Raw genomic sequence first — 19,380 nt, 5'->3', positions numbered from 1 at the left:
AATCTTGCATGACGCTAGTTGCAGGTAGCTAACCACCACTGAGACAGCCGGCGCTGGAGGCAGCCTGAGTAGATGTACCTGATACACAGATTATCGAGCCAGTATTTACTGGGGGTATCCAAGGCGTTATTTACTCTTTGAAAGAGTACAGACATGTTACGCTGAGAAGAAAAAGACTGTCAATACGTGAGAAAAGCCCTTTTTCTATTTTATATAAAAAAGCGTGGGGTAGGCTATGTTAAAAAGTTTCTAAGCGAGCGTAAGCGAGCACCAGCCATTTAATCCCATAACTTGAAAAGGCTATCTGAAGCCGTCTATGCGCGCCTCTACCTTCTGCATTTAAAATAGTACCTTCACCGAATTTTGGATGACGCACTCGCTGACCAAGAGGGAAACCGCCATCATTCCCCCTCAGATGCACAGCTAGAGGCTGTTGGCTAACCGGCCCGGTTACTCTTGCGCGAAGACACACTTCTTCCACGCAGGCTTTCGGTAGTTCACTGACAAAACGCGACGGCCTATGGTGGGCTTCTTTTCCGTACAACCTTCGTCTCTCTGCATAAGTAATAGTCAGCTTTTTCATTGCTCGGGTAATGCCAACGTACGCCAAGCGGCGTTCTTCTTCTAGGCGTCCGTCTTCAGATAACGATCTTTGGCTAGGAAAAATGCCTTCTTCCATCCCGATAATGAATACGTAGGAAAACTCTAGCCCTTTGGAAGCATGTAGCGTCATTAATTGAACTGCGTCCTGATAGGCAATGTGATGGTCCTCGCCAGACTCCAGAGCTGTGTGAGCAAGGAACCTCTGCAATGGTGATATATCCTGATCTGCATCATGGTCGTTAAATTGACGGGCGGCGTTGACAAGCTCTTCCAGATTTTCAATGCGCCCCTGACCTTTTTCGCCCTCTTCATGTGCGTACATATTCCAAAGACCGGACTTTTTTATCACCTGATCAGTTTGCAGGCATAGCGGAAGGTCCGCGGTCTCTTCCTCCAGCACATCTACAAGCTCTAAAAACCGCCGTAGTGCGGCGGCAGATCTTCCAGACAACAGCCGTTCGGCAAGCAGCGCCCGGCTGGACTGCCAAAGCGTCAGCTGCCTGGTAGAAGCGATCTGACGCACCACCGCGAGGGCCCGATCACCAAGGTGACGTGAAGGCGTATTAACCACCCGTTCATATGCTGCGTCGTCATTTCGGTTAGTCATGAGTCGTAAATAAGCGAGCGCATCCTTGATTTCCTGCCGCTCAAAAAAGCGCATGCCGCCATAAATACGATAAGGCACTCCCGCTTGCAAGAGAGCATCTTCCACTACACGTGACTGGGCGTTGCTACGATAGAGAATAGCGCAGTCATTGAGGCTCCTGCCATACTCTTTTTCTACTTTAATACGGTTTACGACAAAACGGGCCTCCTCCACTTCATTAAAGGCGCAGTAAAGAGTAATTGGCTCCCCTTCTACGCTTTTGGTCCATAGCTTTTTGCCTAACCGGATGCCGTTGTGCGCGATTAGGGCATTAGCGGCCTGCAGGATATTGTTAGTGGAACGGTAATTTTGCTCTAGACGAATGATCTTCGACTCGGGAAAATCATCTAGAAAACGCTGGATATTTTCCACCTGAGCACCGCGCCAGCCGTAAATCGATTGGTCATCATCACCCACGATCATAACATTACTAGATAGCATGCGTATCCAGGCATATTGCATTGGGTTCGTATCCTGAAATTCATCCACCAGAATATTGGTAAACCGCTCGTGGTAATGGCGTAGAATATGCGGCTTGTTCATCCAAAGTTCACAAGCGCGGAGAAGAAGCTCAGAAAAATCAACCAACCCAGAGCGGTCACAAGCGTCCTGATAGGTTTGATAAATACGTTGCCAGGTCGCCTCCGCTGGATAGCGATAACTTTCCACATGCTGTGGGCGCACGCCATTATTTTTTTTCCCACCGATATACCGCATCGCTTGACGCGGAGTCCACTGCTTCTCACTAAGCTGCATCGTACGGATGAGACGCTTTAACAAACGCAGCTGGTCCTCGCTGTCAAGGATTTGAAAATCTGAAGGCAGGTTAACCTCTTGATAATGTGCACGCAGTAGACGGTGGGCTAACCCATGGAAGGTGCCTATCCACATTCCGTTTTGGTTGGTTCCAAGGAGATGTTCGATACGGTAGCGCATTTCCGTCGCTGCTTTATTGGTGAAGGTCACTCCCATTACCGAATGGGGAGAGTGGTGTTTAACTAATAGCAACCAGGCAATGCGGTGCACTAGGACCCGGGTTTTACCACTACCCGCCCCTGCTAGCACGAGTAAATTACCTCGCGGCGCCGTTACGGCTTCCCGTTGTTTTTCGTTTAAGATGTTGAGAAAATCACAAACGTCCATAGGTGGCCTTGAATATAAAATTGGGTATTACTGTCCTAGGTCGACAAACACACTGGACATTGACACACCCCGATTCATGTGTTGAATAAATATATTAATTACTGTTTTTCACAAACAGTGATTAATAACTTTAACTTAACATCATTAAGTAATGCCGAATGAGGTAATGACAATTCTCAAAGAGCAGTATTCTTTACTAAACCTCATCGTAAAAGAGCACTATCCTCCATGATTCAAAAATTAAAAATTTAGTGTTAATTAAAACAAAGCTGTTAGGGATGCTAGTCGTGAAATTTCTAGATGCGGTAACAGCCGCGCATCAGCAGCAGAAGCAAAATTACAGCTGCGATCATTGATCCAGCATGCCTGCATTCCGCAACGAATGGCTCCGGTGACGTCCGCCTCCAAATCATCGCCCACATGCAGAATATTGCAGGGAGGTACATTTAATTTTATTGCCGCTAGCTGATACATGTCTTGATAGGGCTTGGCTCGGCCATCCGGGCCAGCACGAAAAATATAGCGAAAATAGCCCATTAGTCCGCAAGCCTCAGGGGAAGCGTTTCCATTAGTTATAACTACTAGCGGCCATCGGGTGCTTAATTTCTCTAGAGTGCTGTGGGTTTCCACTGGCACGTTTATTTGGCTACGCCAGTGCATAATGACCTCCATAGCAGAATTGGCTCCGATGCGCGCCTCTGACTCGCTAAGCCCCGCCTTACGCATTGCCAGTTCGATAGAGCGCCATCGCCAATAACTGACGTCGTGGTAAATCTCTGGCTCACGCTGGCGAAGTTCACAGCGCAATCGCTCATAATCGTACTGCCCTAGCCCGCTTAGAGCGGGATGGTAATGCTGCAGAAACCGCACGCACTCGAATTCAGTGCGCGAAATAACAGGCCGATTATCGTAAAGCGTATCATCAAGATCAAAGCTTAACGCGCGCAACTCTCGCAAAGAACGATAGAAATGCATGAGGTTTTCCCCGGTTAGCTAGTGGGTTCGCGACCTCGTCAGACGATACCCAAGACTAAAAAATAAGGTGAGTATAGGTCTGGGTCATTCTGTATCTAGTATGCCCAAGTAGCGCTGACAGTGAACGCTAGTTAGCACTTTATTCCAGCATATGGACAGTGAAAAAGTGACTTAGCATACCCGAATTAGCATAATTATTGATTTTTTCTGCATGCCCTATGTACAAAGATGTTTCTGTACGTTACCTACAATCATCGGCACTCTGTTTTGGCGGATCAACGCCACATCATGCTAAATGCGCATAATGATTACATAGTCCCAGTTAGGTTACGGCGGTAGAATCTGGGGTCGTTGACGTTTTTTATTGGCCATTTTGCCGTTCACACATTGCAATCACGGAGAGAAACGTGACTGAATTTAGACCCATTTATTTTTCTCGACGCCGTGGGAAATGATATATGATGATTCCACACCTCATGAGCCCGCGTAGCTTAGTGCTCGTATATGATCGATATCTAGAAGTAGGTTAACTTTATCGATGCATGTCTTCTTGAGAAGATGCAGGTCGTAGCGTGGCGAGGGGAAAGCGTACGCCATGTTTTTTTCTCAGCGGGAAGATGCTCATTGATCATCCTAGAAAAAATCTAACACGAGACTCTCGACCACCACTCTTTCGGCTCAACCTTGGCTAACTAAAAAGAGAGACTTACTGCGCTCGAGTTTCTGGGATCTACTTCGTCCAAGTTCTCCCCTTATTCTCATAAAGCAGACCCACTGCTGCGCCACCCGAACAGATTGCAGCAAGGGATCTATTTTCAGCCATAGCGGAGATCGCATGTCGGTCTAGTTTATTTTGACCAAGCGTCCTATTAGAACAGAACAAGCTTTTGTAAATACTATAATAACACGGTATTCTTTCCATACTGAGTAGTTAACATTAGCACAGCCTAGTCATGCATCATGCCGGCGTGGTGAGACGGTGAAAGAAGCCTCCACTATAAACTGAAGGGGCAGAAATGCTAAGCTGTTTACAGATTTTTGATAGCATGATCATTGTGATCCATTTTCTCTATTAGCACCAGTACACGCCCTGACAGATCACTTTGCTACTTTTAGTCACTAAAGTAGCATGTAGATATGCTTTTATTTGCAGTCGTCAACTGATGTGCCTAGCGCTTGATCTGATTTATAGGCTCCCGTACGTACACCGCCTTGCAATGCCTATAGATTGGCATTGCAGTTATAAGTAGCTGAGCGGTGTACGGATACAGTATACTCGTTTTTCATCAATCAGCACGAGATCATCTTCTAACTGCGGGATATCGGTACTCTGGTGCCAATTTGTTAGTGCAATAAAGCAGCGTATCGGAAAGCAGGATCTAGCAAGGCTACCTGCTTTCTAGAGTTTATGATCCTAGCAGCGTGGAGAGCATCATCCCGGTATGCCAATAGATATTAGATCACCTCTTGATGATCAAGTCTTTTTGCTATCCTCCTGTGTGAAACCGTGCGTCATAAATAAATTAATCCCTCATAGATATGAGTTGCGGGGCCAGTCATATATAAAAAATGACCGGGCCCTCGCCAGTTAACATCAAGCTGGCCGCCAGGTAGCTCTACGCGCACCTGCTCTTCTAATTTACCCTGCATGATGCCTACCGCGACTGCAGCGCAAGCACCGCTTCCGCATGCTTGGGTTTCACCTGCACCACGCTCATAAACTCTTAGGCGGATATGCTCACGGTTTAACACTTGCATGAATCCAATATTAACCCTGTTCAGAAAGCGCTCGTGACGCTCTATCTTCGGTCCTAGCCTTAGAACTGGCGCGCTCTCCACTCTGTTTACGGTAATCACGCAGTGGGGGTTCCCTATGGACACCACACCACACGGCACTCTCTGTCCCGCCACGCGTATGATATAAGTGCTCTCAGCTTTAGCCGCGCGAAATGGCACTTGCTTTGGGTTGAAATTTGGCTCTCCCATATTGACTTGTACCAGATTGTTTTCCGTGATAGTCAAGACCATTCTCCCCGCCTGGGTGCTCACGAGGATGTTGCGCTTATTAGTCAGATGCTTCAGGCGCACGAAATAGGCAAAACAACACGCGCCATTACCACATTGGGTCACTTCGCTACCGTCAGCGTTGAAAATTCGATAATGGAAATCCAGTTCCGGATTATAGGGCGGTTCCACCATTAATAATTGATCAAAACCGACACCGTAATGCCGGTGCGAGAGACGGCGGATCATGTCAGGTGAAAAAGAAACATTTTTCGTTAAGGAATCCACGACCATGAAGTCGTTACCCAGGCTATGCATTTTTGAGAACCGCATATCCCACCCCTTTTTGAGTAACTAATAGCCTAACATAGCCCGTCTTTTGGTAGAAAGCGACCGAGTCTTGATTGCATTCATTGACGCTCGCAAGTAGTGCTACTGAAATCATTCCTGGTCAAAGTCGATACTTTTGGATTACTAAGTCAACGACTTCGTGAGCGTTGGCTTCTACTGTTACTGTTTGCTTTTGATCAGTATTGTCCCACTTTTGGACAATAAAAGGGGGTTTTAAACCACATCCATACAGCCCCATCAGGATTAATCCCAGTGCGGCATGATGAAATACGTTTTTCATTTGACTCATCACCTACGTGTCGTCTGTTCTAAGCATCTTATAATCGCAGGTGACATATAAAAGGCAAGGGCAATTGTAACTAACAAAAAATTTATACATCTGAGTTTGACCAAAATGGACATATGTGAATAAATAGATTATATGCTATCGGTGTTGTGTACTAATGGCTGTCTTCACCTTATAAGTATTAAGATTAGATCGCATGAGCAAAAGGGACATCCCGGATTACAATTATCTCCTATGAACACCTCATAGTAAAATACCATTGTTCTCTTTTATGTTAGAGAGGCCGAAATCATCTTATTTATTGATATTTTACTTGTTATTCCCTTGGTTTAGGATAATTCGGATGCTGTTTTTGCAATAAAGCTGTACTGGCTTTAGTGAAAATTGTCTTGTGAACTGGTTTATTGAGTACATTAAAATTTGTAATAATTTCGCCAAGGATCAGCTGGTTTTTAGACGATGCAGCTACTGTTATGTTTTTTAAAAGTGTCATTCAGTAAGCGCTTTGACGGATCGCGAGCATACCTATGACATCTGCACAATAGAGCAATATAGATTTTAATTAAATAAAGCCTGATTCGGGGGTGATAACTAGATCGATGATATATAGGTTATGTAAGCGAATGCTCTCTATCACACGGCAAAGTTTGAAAGCACTTAGTGATGTACGTAACAAGCCGTCAAGTAGCATGATTATCTGATAGTGATGCATGGCTGAATCAGCCAGCTCTGTATAGATAGACAAAGCTCTCTTGACAAAAGAAGCATTTGCCACTCTACTTACAGTAGTAACATCACGACGTTCCTGATCATGTAAGGTTGCTGCACGCGCTAGCTAAGAGGCCAATAGGATGCGTTAACGTAATGTATTAACGCATTTTGCTACCGATAAGGTACCTAAAAATTTATTGCTCAGCAAGCAAGCAATAGCGGTAAAGATCAGCATAAAAACGTCAACACGCGGTTAAATTATTAATCTCGTTCTTGATAGTACCGGCCTAAAATTTTTTAGTGAAGGCGCATAGCCTTTCCAGGAAGGCGAAAGCTGATAAATACAGAGTGTGGGTACATTACATCTCACCTCGGATAGCACGCTATATAAAATGATCTGCGCCGATTTATGGCGCAGCATTCCCCATCACCTAAGGGCTCTACTAAAAGTTGATAAAGAAGAGCCTATCTACAAAATAGGGTAAGTGTTGGCTAAGAGCTATTAGGCTACTTGCGCATGCTTAATCAATTAATTGATCCTTTTAACATATAATGAGGCAATGAGCCCTGATGAGAAACCGGTACACCCGAGCGCCTCAGCATGTTCTGCTACAACTTTATATCAGAACAGCATGATTCTCTGTTAATAAAAGCATGACGCATGTTGCTCGCACGATTCTCTGCCAAGAAAGAAACTAAAACCCGGCCTACCCCCATAGAAGGTAGAAAATAATATTGGCAACACTGATATTGTAAGCATAACTTCGCTAATATCAAAAAAGCATCTCAGTAACAGTAACCAGAACTAGACAATATGTTTACAATCGATTCCTCTAACCAAAACAGTTATGTAGCGGGAAATAACCTTATGGCGAGTCATCCGAAAACCATGCGATTCAAATAAGCTGAGGTGATGTCGATAGTCCAAGTACCTCGCTCGATTATAGTGCCAGGTATGCCTAAGAGTATCAGCATCACCTAAAAAAGGATTACTCTTGAGGTGCAAGCGTCATGCATGATATAGCCGAGTGTATAGTCTCCAACTCCGAACTGCCAGAGCAATGCAGTGTGGCCTGAATAATATCAACAGCTCATTATGCTTTTAGCCTCATCGTCAGTCGATAGTAAGCATCCTCGTGGATCGCACTCCTTTTATTTAAAATAGTTTTAGGTGTGGCTCAGCCACGCACTATCCAGCCGCCTGAACTACAATCGTAGAAGCGGTCCACTCTGGAGACCGTCGGTAGAAGCCGGCATAGTGCATGTTTAATGATCGAGGTACATCTATGAGAAACTTTATTTTTTCGTCACCAGGAAAATATGTCCAAGGCAGCGGCGCCTTGGATGAATTGGGCCATTACCTGTCTGCCTTGGGCACCAATGCTTTTCTTGTCGCAGATGATGTAGTATGGGGCATTATCGGCGATCGGGTGAAAGTTGCATTAAAAAAATCTAGTCTTGCTTATCATTATCAGCGTTTTAACGGTGAAGCATCAGGTAAAGAAATTCTCCGGCTAGCGGTACTGGCTCGTGAATTGCAGACCTCTGTGGTAGTCGGGCTCGGCGGCGGTAAAACTCTGGATACCGCCAAAGCAGTAGCAGATGAATTAAAACACTCCGTAGCTATTGTACCTACGGTTGCTTCGACCGATGCTCCGTGTAGCGCGCTATCTGTCATCTATAGCGACTACGGCGTTTTCGATAGCTATCGCTTTTACAACAAGAGCCCGGAATTAGTTCTGGTTGATACTGCTGTTTGCGCCCAGGCACCAGTACGACTATTCGCTTCGGGAATCGCCGATGGCCTTGCCACCTACGTAGAGGCACAGGCAGTAAAGCGTACGAATGCCCTTTCGATGGTGGGCGGAAAACCGACTATTGCCGGTATAGCAATAGCAGCTGCCTGCGAAGAGACTTTGCTCACCTATGGATATAGCGCTTATCAGGCGGTCGCCAAGCGAAAGGTCACTCCAGCTGTCGAGGCAGTAGTAGAAGCCAATACCCTCCTGTCTGGATTAGGATTTGAAAACGGCGGGCTGGCTGGCGCCCACGCGATCCATAACGGTTTTGCTGCTATTCATGGGGGTATTCATGATTTGACCCATGGTGAAAAAGTCGCCTATGGCACCCTGAGCCACATGGTGCTAGAGCAACGATCAGATGAAGAAATTGCCCGATACATCCGCTTTTACCGCCAAATTGTCATGCCAACCACTCTTAAAGATCTCCACTTAGAAAATGAACCCTATGAAAACCTAGTGAAAGTAGGTGCCCTGGCTTGTAGAAAAGCGGACACTCTTGGTAATCTAAATGCTTACATCAGCGCTGAAGAGGTGGCACAGGCGATCATTGCTGTTGATGCATTCAGCCGAACCCTTGCCGATTGAGAGGTGCCAATAACCGTCAAAGAAGCCGAATTAGGTAAAATAAAACGTCTTGTGTTAACTTTACTGGTCAGTGCCGTTGCGGTCTTTATTCTCAATTTTTCTCTTCTGGTGAATTTCTAGGGAGAGAGTCTAAAGTTTTTTCTGAGATTGCTATATTAAGCATGCCGGTACAGTGCTTTTTAGTAAATGGCTCATCTTTTTAAATCACAAGTATTTTGGACGAATTAGTAACTGGCTAGGATATATTGACACCATGGGGATGTTCCTGCTATTTTTTAATAGCTGAAGCGAGTTAAGCGCTGCAAGCGTTATCATTTCTTCATAGCTGTAGAGATAAAAAGCGCGTAGCCTCACATAACTGCTTGAAAGGTTTTTGAACTACAATAGGGTAATTGCAGGCAGTAAACGCGCTGGTCATAAACTATAACATATTCTCTTTATATGGCTAAAAGCTGAAAATCACCAACTCATGCACTTGCCAGCCTGCATGCATGCATGCATGCAGGCTGGCTGGCTGGCTGGTAAGCGTAGGTACTGACAATCTTAATAGAGGAGTTAGTTATTGTTGTGTATGGGAGAGATAAAGTAGCTATCTCTAGACGACGTGATAGCCCTCTCTTTTACTCAGAGAGAGCCAAACACCGCTGTCGTTGCTGATGAGAAGACTCTTTAGCCTAACGCCGAAAACGTTAGGCTAAAGAGTAGACTGGATTTTGAAAATCACAGTACGCTTACTAAGATACCCGAGTAATTTTTTAGCAGAACTCGCATTAAAAAAGTTTTCAGTAAAATAGAACGCTTCATAGATACTAACATTATCGATGTAATTATGGAACGCGTCAGTCTGCTAGTAGCAGGGTGTAGAAAAATGTAACGTATACCGTAAGCTGTTGTATCTAGTCTTATGGAAAACGCGAAAAATAAACATATCTGCGCTGATCTTAGTATAGTAGAACTATTGATGCACAGGCTCTTCTAAATTTTCGAAAAACTCATTACAACCAGCATGTCCGGGTAGATAGCCGCCCACCGCCAGTGATTACGCAAAAGATCACTTGCATAATGATCTGTTGAGGCAGAACATAAGCCTCCTTCACGTCGCAGCGTAATAGGCGGTATATTGGCAAAACCGTACTCTTCTCATCAAGGAGGAGGTGAGTTATATAAAGTATCGGGCAGTAAATTATCATCTCTTCTCACTGAAGAGCAACAGTTCCCTGCCCCTTTAAAACACTCCTAGGTATTCCTATAGCTTTATTTATCTATGATGCTAAGCAGAAGGTAAGGTGATGCACATATCAACAGAGTTAAACTGGATTGCTATGCTTTTAGAAAAAACCGAACGCTGTGCGCCGTACAGAACTACAACCCCGCCAGCAACAAAATCCTAAAAGACTCTAGTTTGTTGAAAAAGCTAAATCTCTGCACCCACTTTCCCATAACGCTTACTCCATACACCGTATTTCTCAATATACAGCATCGGGACGCGCTATAATTTCTTTACCAAAAATATTCAGACCGCTGTTATCAACTGTTACATAAACCCTGTTAGCATGTATTGACGTTTTTATGTTGTCATTAGCTGCTGTCGTTACTTGACTAAGCACAAACTATTCAAAGTGTCTTGGAGACAGGGCGATAAATTTGACAATCAATCTTACGCATTCCTGTCATGCTCTAAGTCCAAGACTAAAAACTTTTTCATTATGATCACCGATAATCCATAGCCCTGTCTAATCAGACATAGTGTGTATTCAGGCTGTCAAATCGAAGCTTTCTCTCTCCATGCAAAAAGAGTTAACTGCTCTATATGATGCTGCTAGAAAAGTGTGGTGCTAGTGCACTTTATTTTATCAGTCGGGTGGATGGGTGAGTGTTAACTGTTCAAGCGCCCTAATAGCAGCTAGGGCCTATATCGAAAGGAATGTAAGGTTTTATACGAAAGATGATCTTACAGTATCGATTGGTTTAACAAAGTTAACTTGCGCAGTTTTATTACTTTATGCGATTTTCATCATCGATTACACTGCACCATAAGGCAAGTGCTGGTGATTATTGTTCAATCCTAGAGAGTTATGCTATTCGACGATGAATTTTCAGAAGAAGGCACCAAAAAGGTTAGAAGTACTCCGGCTAATAAGCATCTCTATCAAAAACTTTTCTATATCCTTTTTCAGCTCATACCCGTCTGGTTACATTGCATGCAAAATTTGATGCTTTCTGTTTATTTTACTAATTGATTGCTAAAGCGTATAATCATGAAGTGAAATCTCATGAAAAAACAGACCTTAGATTCAGAGTCTTGTCTACTACCATTGTATTACAGAAGATGCATAAGACGCTCTTGTGCAACAGAGCTCGCTTTTTATTTATGTCATTTTAACATTGAGCGATAATAGGTTATCTAGCGGTAGTTCTAGAGCATTGGAGTGAGGGGACATGAATCAGGTATTTAATTTTAGTGCTGGCCCGGCTATGCTGCCGATAGAAGTCTTGAAAACAGCACAGCAAGAGTTATGTAATTGGAATGGCCTGGGTACGTCGGTGATGGAGGTCAGTCATCGCAGTAAAGAATTTCTCAAAGTAGCGCAATCTTCCGAACAAGACCTACGCGAGCTACTCGCCATCCCTGAAAATTATAAAGTTCTTTTTTGCCAGGGCGGCGCCCGTATGCAATTCGCCGCAGTTCCTATGAATCTTCTAGGGGGTGCCTCCCACGCCGATTATATCGATGGTGGCTATTGGGCTCACCGCGCACTACAAGAAGCACGAAAATATTGTGCTTTAAAAATCATCGACGTTAGCATTAAAATCCATGGAAGGCAAGGTATTAAACCGATGAAAGACTGGGAGTTGTCACCTGACAGCGCATATGTGCACTATTGCCCAAATGAAACTATTGACGGACTTGCCATTAATGAAACGCCGGATTTCGGCGACCGGGTAGTAGTTGCGGACTGTTCCTCCACGCTTCTATCACGTCCGTTAGAGGTGAGCCGCTTTGGAGTAATCTATGCTAGCGCGCAGAAAAATATTGGGCCGGCCGGGCTGACACTGGTCATCGTGCGTGAGGATTTACTCGGGCGCGCAGCTACAATGCTACCTTCCGCTCTCAATTATAGCGTGCTGGCCCAAAATCATTCTATGTTCAACACACCACCGACATTCGCCTGGTATCTTTCGGGTCTAGTTTTTAAATGGCTAAAAGCGCAGGGCGGGCTAGCAGAAATACATAAACGTAATCAGCTCAAGGCATCACTGTTATATCGCACTATTGACGAGAGCGCGTTCTATCACAATACTGTCGCATCGGAGAATCGCTCGTGCATGAACGTGCCATTTCGATTGCTGGACAGCAATCTTGATGAGCTCTTTTTGCAAGAATCCCAGGCCGCGGGGCTGCATGCTTTGAATGGGCACCGAGTCGCAGGAGGGATGCGCGCATCACTGTATAATGCCATGCCTCTGTCAGGCTTGCAGGCGCTGGTCAACTTTATGTTGGGGTTTATACGCCGACACGCGTAGCCGTCGCTGACTGCAGTCGGACCCGGGGTCTAGCTCGTAATGTTATCTTCGTCTAGAGTTTTTCTTACATATAGAATCTTAGCCTTAATTTCACTTCGCCCTTCTAGAATAGCATTCTTCTACCGAGACTGCTGTTCAAGAATGACCTTCTTGTTTCTTTGGTCACGTATTACTTATTTACTACAACCTGCGTCGTGACGCACTTAAAATTTTTTTATTGAAGAAGCATATATAAATTGACTGCACTTTGATTATATTTATCAGTTTACTATAAAAAATTTTTATGTTCTCTTCAATTGTGGTAACATGCCAAATGAAGCTGTGAATGATAGTTATTTGATAACAACCGTCTAATCCTAGATTTATAAGCCATACTTCCAAACGTTCTATCCCCACGTGCCTTGTCAGTTCGCTCAATCAGATATACACTAAAATATAATTAATATTGTAAAGAAATTATGATGTAGGAATAGTGCGGGAGTCTTACTAAAGTAAGCCTAAATGCTGTTCTGGTACATTTCAAACAGTTTACTACATCAGGCTACAGACAGTGGTACGGACAAAATGTCATTTGTTATACGTTGTGTAACATATGAAATATGCTCTTAGGTGCACGTATTTTTGAAAACACTAAAATTTAGCTGTGTGCACTCTCAGCGGAGGTATCGTGACATGATTTAGGCAATGTGAGGCATGGTTAACAACATAGTCATCCGGCTATGGTCTATGACGCGATAGTGTTCTGCATCTTTCTCATTATCAGCGTAACTTTAAATCAACAACCATTAGTCCGTTGCGTTGGAAAAGACGGTTTTCGCCCACTCAGTTTCTTCGAGAACCTGTCTTTTAGGGATCATTCCTTCAGCTTAAATGACTATGATGTCAATACATTAAAACCTGAGTTAACTATTAGCACAGTGCACAAGAGTTATTATAAAAACGTCCCCCCTATCTAGAGATAGCAAATATTTAATATTACGAAGTAACCAGTAACACTCACGCTCTAAAATAGCCTGATGTTCAGAACGCATAAATCGATGCACTAGCTATTGGTGAACGACCAAAAATTTTTGCATTATAACAAAGCGTACTGTTTTATTAAAAGATTTTAATAGAAAATGCCTATCTTCTCAGAAGTGCCGTTTTCTGATGAGATTGAAGGTCATGCTGGTACTTGAGGAGACTAACGGGGTTATTGCACTGACAGTATAAGATTCTTGATTTTAATACATCAGGATGGGTAGAAAAACTCCGTCTTAAACCTCCTACCTCTCGGGTAACTGCTTAGATTAAGATATCACTACGCTATAAGTGATCAGCTAAAAATACAGCGTGTTGCGAGGGGAAAAGCAGATACAGCATTTAGTTGACTTGCTGTTTAACGTATAATAGAACGTGCTAATTAGCTCGAAAAAGTCCTCGATGAGCAAGCAAGCTTGTATACTCAATATTAGAATAACAATAGAAACAGAAAATGATATTATACATCAGTGATGGATAGCAAGAACCTAAAATTTTTTAGCGCAGGAGAATCTGCAAGCCAGAAGCATGGAGAAGGCAGAATATTGTAGGTATTAATCAATATCTGGCAGTGCATAGTAAGATAGAAAATTATTTATGCTGCTTTATCGCACAGTAATACAGCCGATAGCCCCGTCCTTCCAGATTTAATAGAGAAAATCTGTGAAAGCAGCCGGCAGGCGGCGGGTTCCAGCTATGTGATATACGTTAATGACATGCCTCACATGCCACTATTTTACAGAAGAAAAAAGCACTTATTCCGCTAGAGGGAAAGCAAAACATTTTCTCACTTCATGAAATAAAAGTCATTATATGAATTAAGATCAATACCTTAAAATCAACAATGATCACTAGAAATAACATGAATACCATCAGCGGGCTTTCGCTGGCGAGACCCGGTGAGGCGGTTCAAAAGATTTCTGAGTCGTCATTTGATTATGTATAACTATAATGAGAAGCAGGGTCATCGATCGCAATGGTAAAAGCAGTTGAGCACATTGCGCTGCTAGGAATGCTTAGAAACGCACAACGGCATTCCTTGGTAGCAGACCAAGGTTTAGCTAATACCCTCATTATTGTAACATTGTGTGTATTAAAAACAGCTTATTAGCACCGCGGTGATCGGCTGATCTGAGTGGGGCAATAGTTGATTATAGTATCAAAGAGCGGTTATCTATTTCTATCGCGGGATGGCTTAGCTATTTTTTATATCCACAACTGTAAAAAATATCGCAGTGCTTGAGAGTCACATGCATAGTAAGGGACCATGTGATAATGATAAACTTTTCTTCTCCTTAAATGCATGTAATAAAAAACAGAAATATTGATAGCAACACCACGAAACACCCTAATCTACAATTACGGTAAGATGTCTCTACTTGATAGTACCATCAGTCTAACGTTAATTAGACCTTGATTGCAGACTTGAGTATCGAGGTGAGGCATAATGCTTTTTAGGTGTTTAACCGACCCGATAACAGAGCATGCCGTGCGTCTAGAAATTATCTAAGGTTTAGGCGCCTTCAGGGAGGTTATATTTTTATCAGTGGCAAGAAAATCCTCGGCTCTCGGGTGCACCATCAGCATGAGAGTTATTGGTTACTACAGTGTACCCATGGTACTATGCGCCTCGCCATATCCCTCGAGCGGAGGATGAGCGCGACTGTTCACCAGGGCAACAATGACGTTGCACGCAGACATAAATCTTATCCTTGACACACTGCTTAGCATCCCTAATACCGCACTCGTCGCCAGCGGAAACACTACTGTGCTGAGTGCGATTACCAGACCGAAATGTCAAAGAGACGTGTCGGTTGACGCTCAAAAGCAACCAAGCAGCATATAGTGGGCACAACCTCTCTTAAGTAGGGATAAAATGATCTCCCTGAATATAGAGGTAAGCAGTCTTAGGCCCTAATGTATCAAGAAATTTGTCTAATTTTTCCCGACAGATAGTTTCAAGAGCACGATCATAGTCGCACGAAGCGTTAAAATAGTAAGTAAGAGCAAGGTTTAGATGTCATTAACGGTATAGTAATTCACTTTCAAGCCTCATATGTTCCTGAGGATTTTACACTCATTGGCTTATAAAGGAGAAGGCAATGATGCTTATAGCCCCGGTCATCAGTATTGACGGGCCAAGTGGCGCAGGAAAGGGAACGCTCTGTAAAGCATTGGTACAAGCGTTAAAATGGCATTTACTAGATTCTGGCATGATCTACAGAAGCATGGCACTGACAGCCCTGTATAAGCAGGTCGCTATTGACAGCGAAGAGGCATTAGTGCCACTTGCTGATCAGATCGATGTTCGCTTCAATGTAACACACGGTCAGATGACAGTGCTGCTCGAGGGGGAAGAAGTCAGCGAGGCTATCCGTCACGAGGCTGTCGGAAGTGCCGCATCGCATATTGCCACATTTCCTCGTGTACGTGAAGCCCTACTGCAGCGTCAGCGTGCGTTTCGCGCTTCGCCCGGGCTCATCGCCGATGGCCGTGACATGGGAACTGTGGTGTTTCCCGATGCACTGGTAAAGATCTTTCTTGACGCGTCGTCGGAAGAAAGAGCGCGTAGACGCATGTGGCAGTTGCACAAACAAGGCGTTAGCGTTAACATTTTACACCTTTTGTCCGAAATCAAGGAACGTGACGATCGTGATCGCAATCGGACCGTAGCACCACTGCTACCGGCAGATGACGCGCTAATGCTCGACTCCACCCGAATGACGATCGATGAAGTGATAGTTAACGCGTTGGCTCACATCCGGAAGATTCTGGCGCTATCTTAACGATCTTGATTTTAAATTACGCCGCAATGAGAAAAGCTGCGAGGCGCGCACAACAACCCCATCAAGCAGGTTGCTGGATGGCCGTTCATCAAAAATCTGAAGATTATCAAATATGACAGAATCTTTTGCTCAACTCTTTGAAGAGTCTTTGAAAGAAATCGAAACCCGTCCGGGCTCCATCGTTCACGGTACTGTTGTTTCCATCGCGAAAGACGTAGTGCTGGTTGACGCCGGCCTAAAATCTGAATCCGCCATTCCTGTCGAGCAGTTCCGTAATGCCCAGGGCGAGCTGGAAATCGAAGTGGGTGATCAGGTTGATGTCGCCCTAGATGCAGTCGAGGATGGTTTCGGTGAAACACTGCTGTCCCGTGAAAAAGCCAAGCGTTACGAAGCATGGCTAATACTCGAAAAATCGTATGAAGAATCTGCCACGGTGATCGGCATTATAAATGGAAAAGTCAAAGGCGGCTTTACCATAGAACTAAAAGGTATTCGTGCGTTCCTGCCGGGCTCTCTGGTTGACGTTCGTCCTGTTCGGGATACCCTACATCTAGAAGGCAAAGAGCTTGAGTTTAAAGTCATCAAGCTAGATCAGAAACGCAATAACGTTGTTGTTTCCCGTCGTGCCGTCATAGAATCTGAAAACAGCGCCGAACGCGATCAGCTCCTGGAAAACCTACAGGAAGGCATGAAAGTCCAGGGGATCGTGAAAAATCTGACAGACTACGGGGCCTTTGTTGATTTAGGAGGCGTTGATGGCTTATTACACATTACTGACATGGCCTGGAAGCGAGTGAAGCATCCGAGCGAAATCGTAACCGTTGGCGACGAAATCACCGTTAAAGTACTTAAATTCGATCGTGAGCGTACCCGCGTTTCACTTGGCTTGAAGCAGTTAGGAGAAGATCCGTGGATAGCTATCGCGAAACGTTACCCAGAAGGTGCTCACCTGACCGGTCGCGTGACCAATCTGACCGACTACGGCTGCTTCGTTGAAATCGAAGAGGGTGTGGAGGGATTAGTGCACGTTTCAGAAATGGACTGGACTAACAAAAACATCCATCCGTCCAAAGTGGTTAACGTGAGTGATGTGGTGGAAGTGATGGTGCTGGACATCGACGAAGAGCGTCGTCGTATCTCCCTCGGACTGAAGCAATGCAAAGCAAATCCGTGGCAGCAGTTTGCTAACACTCATCACAAAGGTGATCGTGTTGAGGGGAAAATCAAATCGATTACCGACTTTGGTATCTTTATCGGCCTGGATGGTGGTATCGACGGCCTCGTGCATCTTTCTGACATTTCTTGGCATCTAGTCGGCGAAGAAGCTGTACGTGCATACAAGAAGGGTGATGAAATTGAGGCGGTAGTTCTACAGGTTGATGCTGATCGCGAGCGTATCTCTCTGGGTGTGAAGCAGATGGCTGAAGATCCATTCAACACCTATCTTGCTTTAAACAAGAAAGGATCCATGGTTACTGGTAAGGTCACAGCAGTAGATCCAAAAGGCGTTACAGTTGAATTAGCAGGCGGCGTAGAAGGTTATCTTCGAGCCTCTGAAACTTCTCGTGACCGGATGGAAGATGCTACGATGATCCTGAACGTCGGTGATGATGTAGAGGCCAAATTCACCGGGGTCGATCGAAAAAACCGTGTTGTAAGTCTATCCGTTCGTGCAAAAAACGACGCAGACGAGAAAGAAACCATTAGTACCGTTAACAATAAGCAGGAAGAAAGTAATTTTGTCAATGCAATGGCTGAAGCATTTAAAGCAGCAACCAAAAGCGAGTAATAATGGGAGAAGTAAGTCTACTCCTAGACGTTATTATAGGTTGTAACGCGGCTCTTGAAGAGCGCCGCGTAAACTGGGAGGATTTTTATGACCAAGTCCGAACTTATAGAAAGGCTAGCGGGCCATCAGGCTCATATCCAGGCAAAAGTAGTTGAGGATGCAGTAAAGGAGATACTAGAGCATATGGCGATGACGCTTGCAGCTGGTGAGCGCATCGAAATCCGCGGTTTTGGTAGTTTTTCTCTTCACTACCGAGCCCCGCGCTTTGGCCGAAATCCAAAAACTGGTGATAAGGTAACGCTTGAAGGTAAATATGTTCCTCACTTTAAGCCCGGTAAAGAGTTGCGCGATCGCGCCAACGTCTACAACTCACTTTTGCAAACTGAGTAGCGAAGACTATTGCAAATTTGCAATAGTATCTTGAGGGGTTTTTTAATAAGGCCTTTAGCGATCATCCATACTGTTAATAGATGGAAGAAAAGTGAGCCGAGCCGATATTTTTTAAATATTAATCACCTTTAATATATTAAAGACTATGCTTTAAAAGTCACCAGCGCTCATAAAACAACTGCTCTGGAAACTTCACATCGTCCTAATTTAAGAGATTTTTAAAATCAGAACTTTTGACGTCTGTAGGCTAAGCGGGTTTATTGTAAAGTCATGAGGGTGCTGTTAGGAATGCTGAGGATGTTTGTGCTCTTGTGCGCGGTGCCACAACTATCGTCATCGTCTCTTCTTCCATCTATGCATCATAGGGACACAGTCACTCATATAGTCACCGAGAGGTGTGTTAATACGGCATATAGTTTGTCTTGGTGAATAAGATTTTTTTTGTAATATTTTATACTTTTTTGCTGATAGGGATAAAAGATTACTGTTACAGCTATGTGTATCGGTAAACACCATCAGCTACCGCTCTCCAGCTTTTTCTCGGAGGGTTTTCCTATAAACCACATCTGGAGGGCCTCGATATCTTACTAGCACTCATGTTCAACGCCCCGGAGGGAGAGTTTCATGCACTAACAACTTGCAAGGATCGTGCCATTCAAATGACTCAAGAAGTAATTTCATGAAATGTTGAGGTCTTTATACTAAACTTCAACAGCTGTTCTAGCTTGCAGAGAAAAGAGCAGTTGGCGTATCTTAGCATGAGC

At 44.3% G+C, this 19,380-nt stretch carries 9 protein-coding genes; 5 read left to right on the top strand and 4 right to left on the bottom strand.

The features are described 5' to 3' along the window. Nucleotides 1-238: 238 nt before the first annotated feature. From uvrD to A359_RS04485, 4 genes are all read right to left on the bottom strand, one after another. Nucleotides 239-2,392 carry a DNA helicase II gene (uvrD, locus tag A359_RS00595; protein ID WP_014887844.1) on the bottom strand — a complete coding sequence of 718 codons (2,154 nt, stop codon included), beginning with the start codon at nucleotides 2,390-2,392 and terminating at the stop codon, nucleotides 239-241. 258 nt (nucleotides 2,393-2,650) lie between these two features. After that, nucleotides 2,651-3,367, bottom strand: a complete 717-nt coding sequence (gene yigB, locus A359_RS00590) for a 5-amino-6-(5-phospho-D-ribitylamino)uracil phosphatase YigB (protein WP_014887843.1) — start codon at nucleotides 3,365-3,367, stop codon at nucleotides 2,651-2,653. Nucleotides 3,368-4,879: 1,512 nt separating this feature from the next. Next, entirely contained in the window at nucleotides 4,880-5,704 is an 825-nt protein-coding gene (dapF, locus tag A359_RS00585) for a diaminopimelate epimerase (protein WP_014887842.1), read from the bottom strand. 118 nt (nucleotides 5,705-5,822) lie between these two features. Next, nucleotides 5,823-6,002 (bottom strand): hypothetical protein, encoded by a 180-nt coding sequence (locus tag A359_RS04485; protein WP_014887841.1) that lies wholly within the window; start codon nucleotides 6,000-6,002, stop codon nucleotides 5,823-5,825. 2,003 nt (nucleotides 6,003-8,005) lie between these two features. Here A359_RS04485 and A359_RS00570 point away from each other — a divergent pair. From A359_RS00570 to ihfB, 5 genes are all read left to right on the top strand, one after another. Continuing rightward, entirely contained in the window at nucleotides 8,006-9,106 is a 1,101-nt protein-coding gene (locus tag A359_RS00570; RefSeq protein ID WP_014887840.1) for a glycerol dehydrogenase, read from the top strand. Between the two features lie 2,439 nt (nucleotides 9,107-11,545). Beyond that, on the top strand, nucleotides 11,546-12,631 hold the full coding sequence (serC, locus tag A359_RS00565) for a 3-phosphoserine/phosphohydroxythreonine transaminase (RefSeq protein ID WP_014887839.1): 1,086 nt from the start codon (nucleotides 11,546-11,548) through the stop codon (nucleotides 12,629-12,631). Nucleotides 12,632-15,753: 3,122 nt separating this feature from the next. Further along, the gene (cmk, locus tag A359_RS00560; RefSeq protein ID WP_014887837.1) at nucleotides 15,754-16,437 is read left to right on the top strand and encodes a (d)CMP kinase; all 684 of its coding nucleotides are present in this window, start codon (nucleotides 15,754-15,756) and stop codon (nucleotides 16,435-16,437) included. Between the two features lie 112 nt (nucleotides 16,438-16,549). Next, nucleotides 16,550-18,226, top strand: a complete 1,677-nt coding sequence (gene rpsA / locus A359_RS00555; RefSeq protein ID WP_014887836.1) for a 30S ribosomal protein S1 — start codon at nucleotides 16,550-16,552, stop codon at nucleotides 18,224-18,226. A gap of 87 nt (nucleotides 18,227-18,313) precedes the next feature. Continuing rightward, complete coding sequence (gene ihfB / locus A359_RS00550) at nucleotides 18,314-18,616, top strand: integration host factor subunit beta (RefSeq protein ID WP_014887835.1); 303 nt, start codon at nucleotides 18,314-18,316, stop codon at nucleotides 18,614-18,616. Nucleotides 18,617-19,380 lie beyond the last annotated feature (764 nt).

This window comes from secondary endosymbiont of Ctenarytaina eucalypti, from assembly GCF_000287335.1.
Classification (GTDB): Bacteria; Pseudomonadota; Gammaproteobacteria; order Enterobacterales; family Enterobacteriaceae.
This window is presented reverse-complemented; position numbering and strand designations above follow the sequence as displayed.

Bases quoted from the DNA above. Each gene is read 5' to 3' on its own strand.
- ihfB (WP_014887835.1), top strand. From the start codon at position 18,314: ATGACCAAGTCCGAACTTATAGAAAGGCTAGCGGGCCATCAGGCTCAT.
- A359_RS04485 (WP_014887841.1), bottom strand. From the start codon at position 6,002: ATGAAAAACGTATTTCATCATGCCGCACTGGGATTAATCCTGATGGGG.
- serC (WP_014887839.1), top strand. From the start codon at position 11,546: ATGAATCAGGTATTTAATTTTAGTGCTGGCCCGGCTATGCTGCCGATA.
- dapF (WP_014887842.1), bottom strand. From the start codon at position 5,704: ATGCGGTTCTCAAAAATGCATAGCCTGGGTAACGACTTCATGGTCGTG.
- uvrD (WP_014887844.1), bottom strand. From the start codon at position 2,392: ATGGACGTTTGTGATTTTCTCAACATCTTAAACGAAAAACAACGGGAA.
- cmk (WP_014887837.1), top strand. From the start codon at position 15,754: ATGATGCTTATAGCCCCGGTCATCAGTATTGACGGGCCAAGTGGCGCA.
- A359_RS00570 (WP_014887840.1), top strand. From the start codon at position 8,006: ATGAGAAACTTTATTTTTTCGTCACCAGGAAAATATGTCCAAGGCAGC.
- rpsA (WP_014887836.1), top strand. From the start codon at position 16,550: ATGACAGAATCTTTTGCTCAACTCTTTGAAGAGTCTTTGAAAGAAATC.
- yigB (WP_014887843.1), bottom strand. From the start codon at position 3,367: ATGCATTTCTATCGTTCTTTGCGAGAGTTGCGCGCGTTAAGCTTTGAT.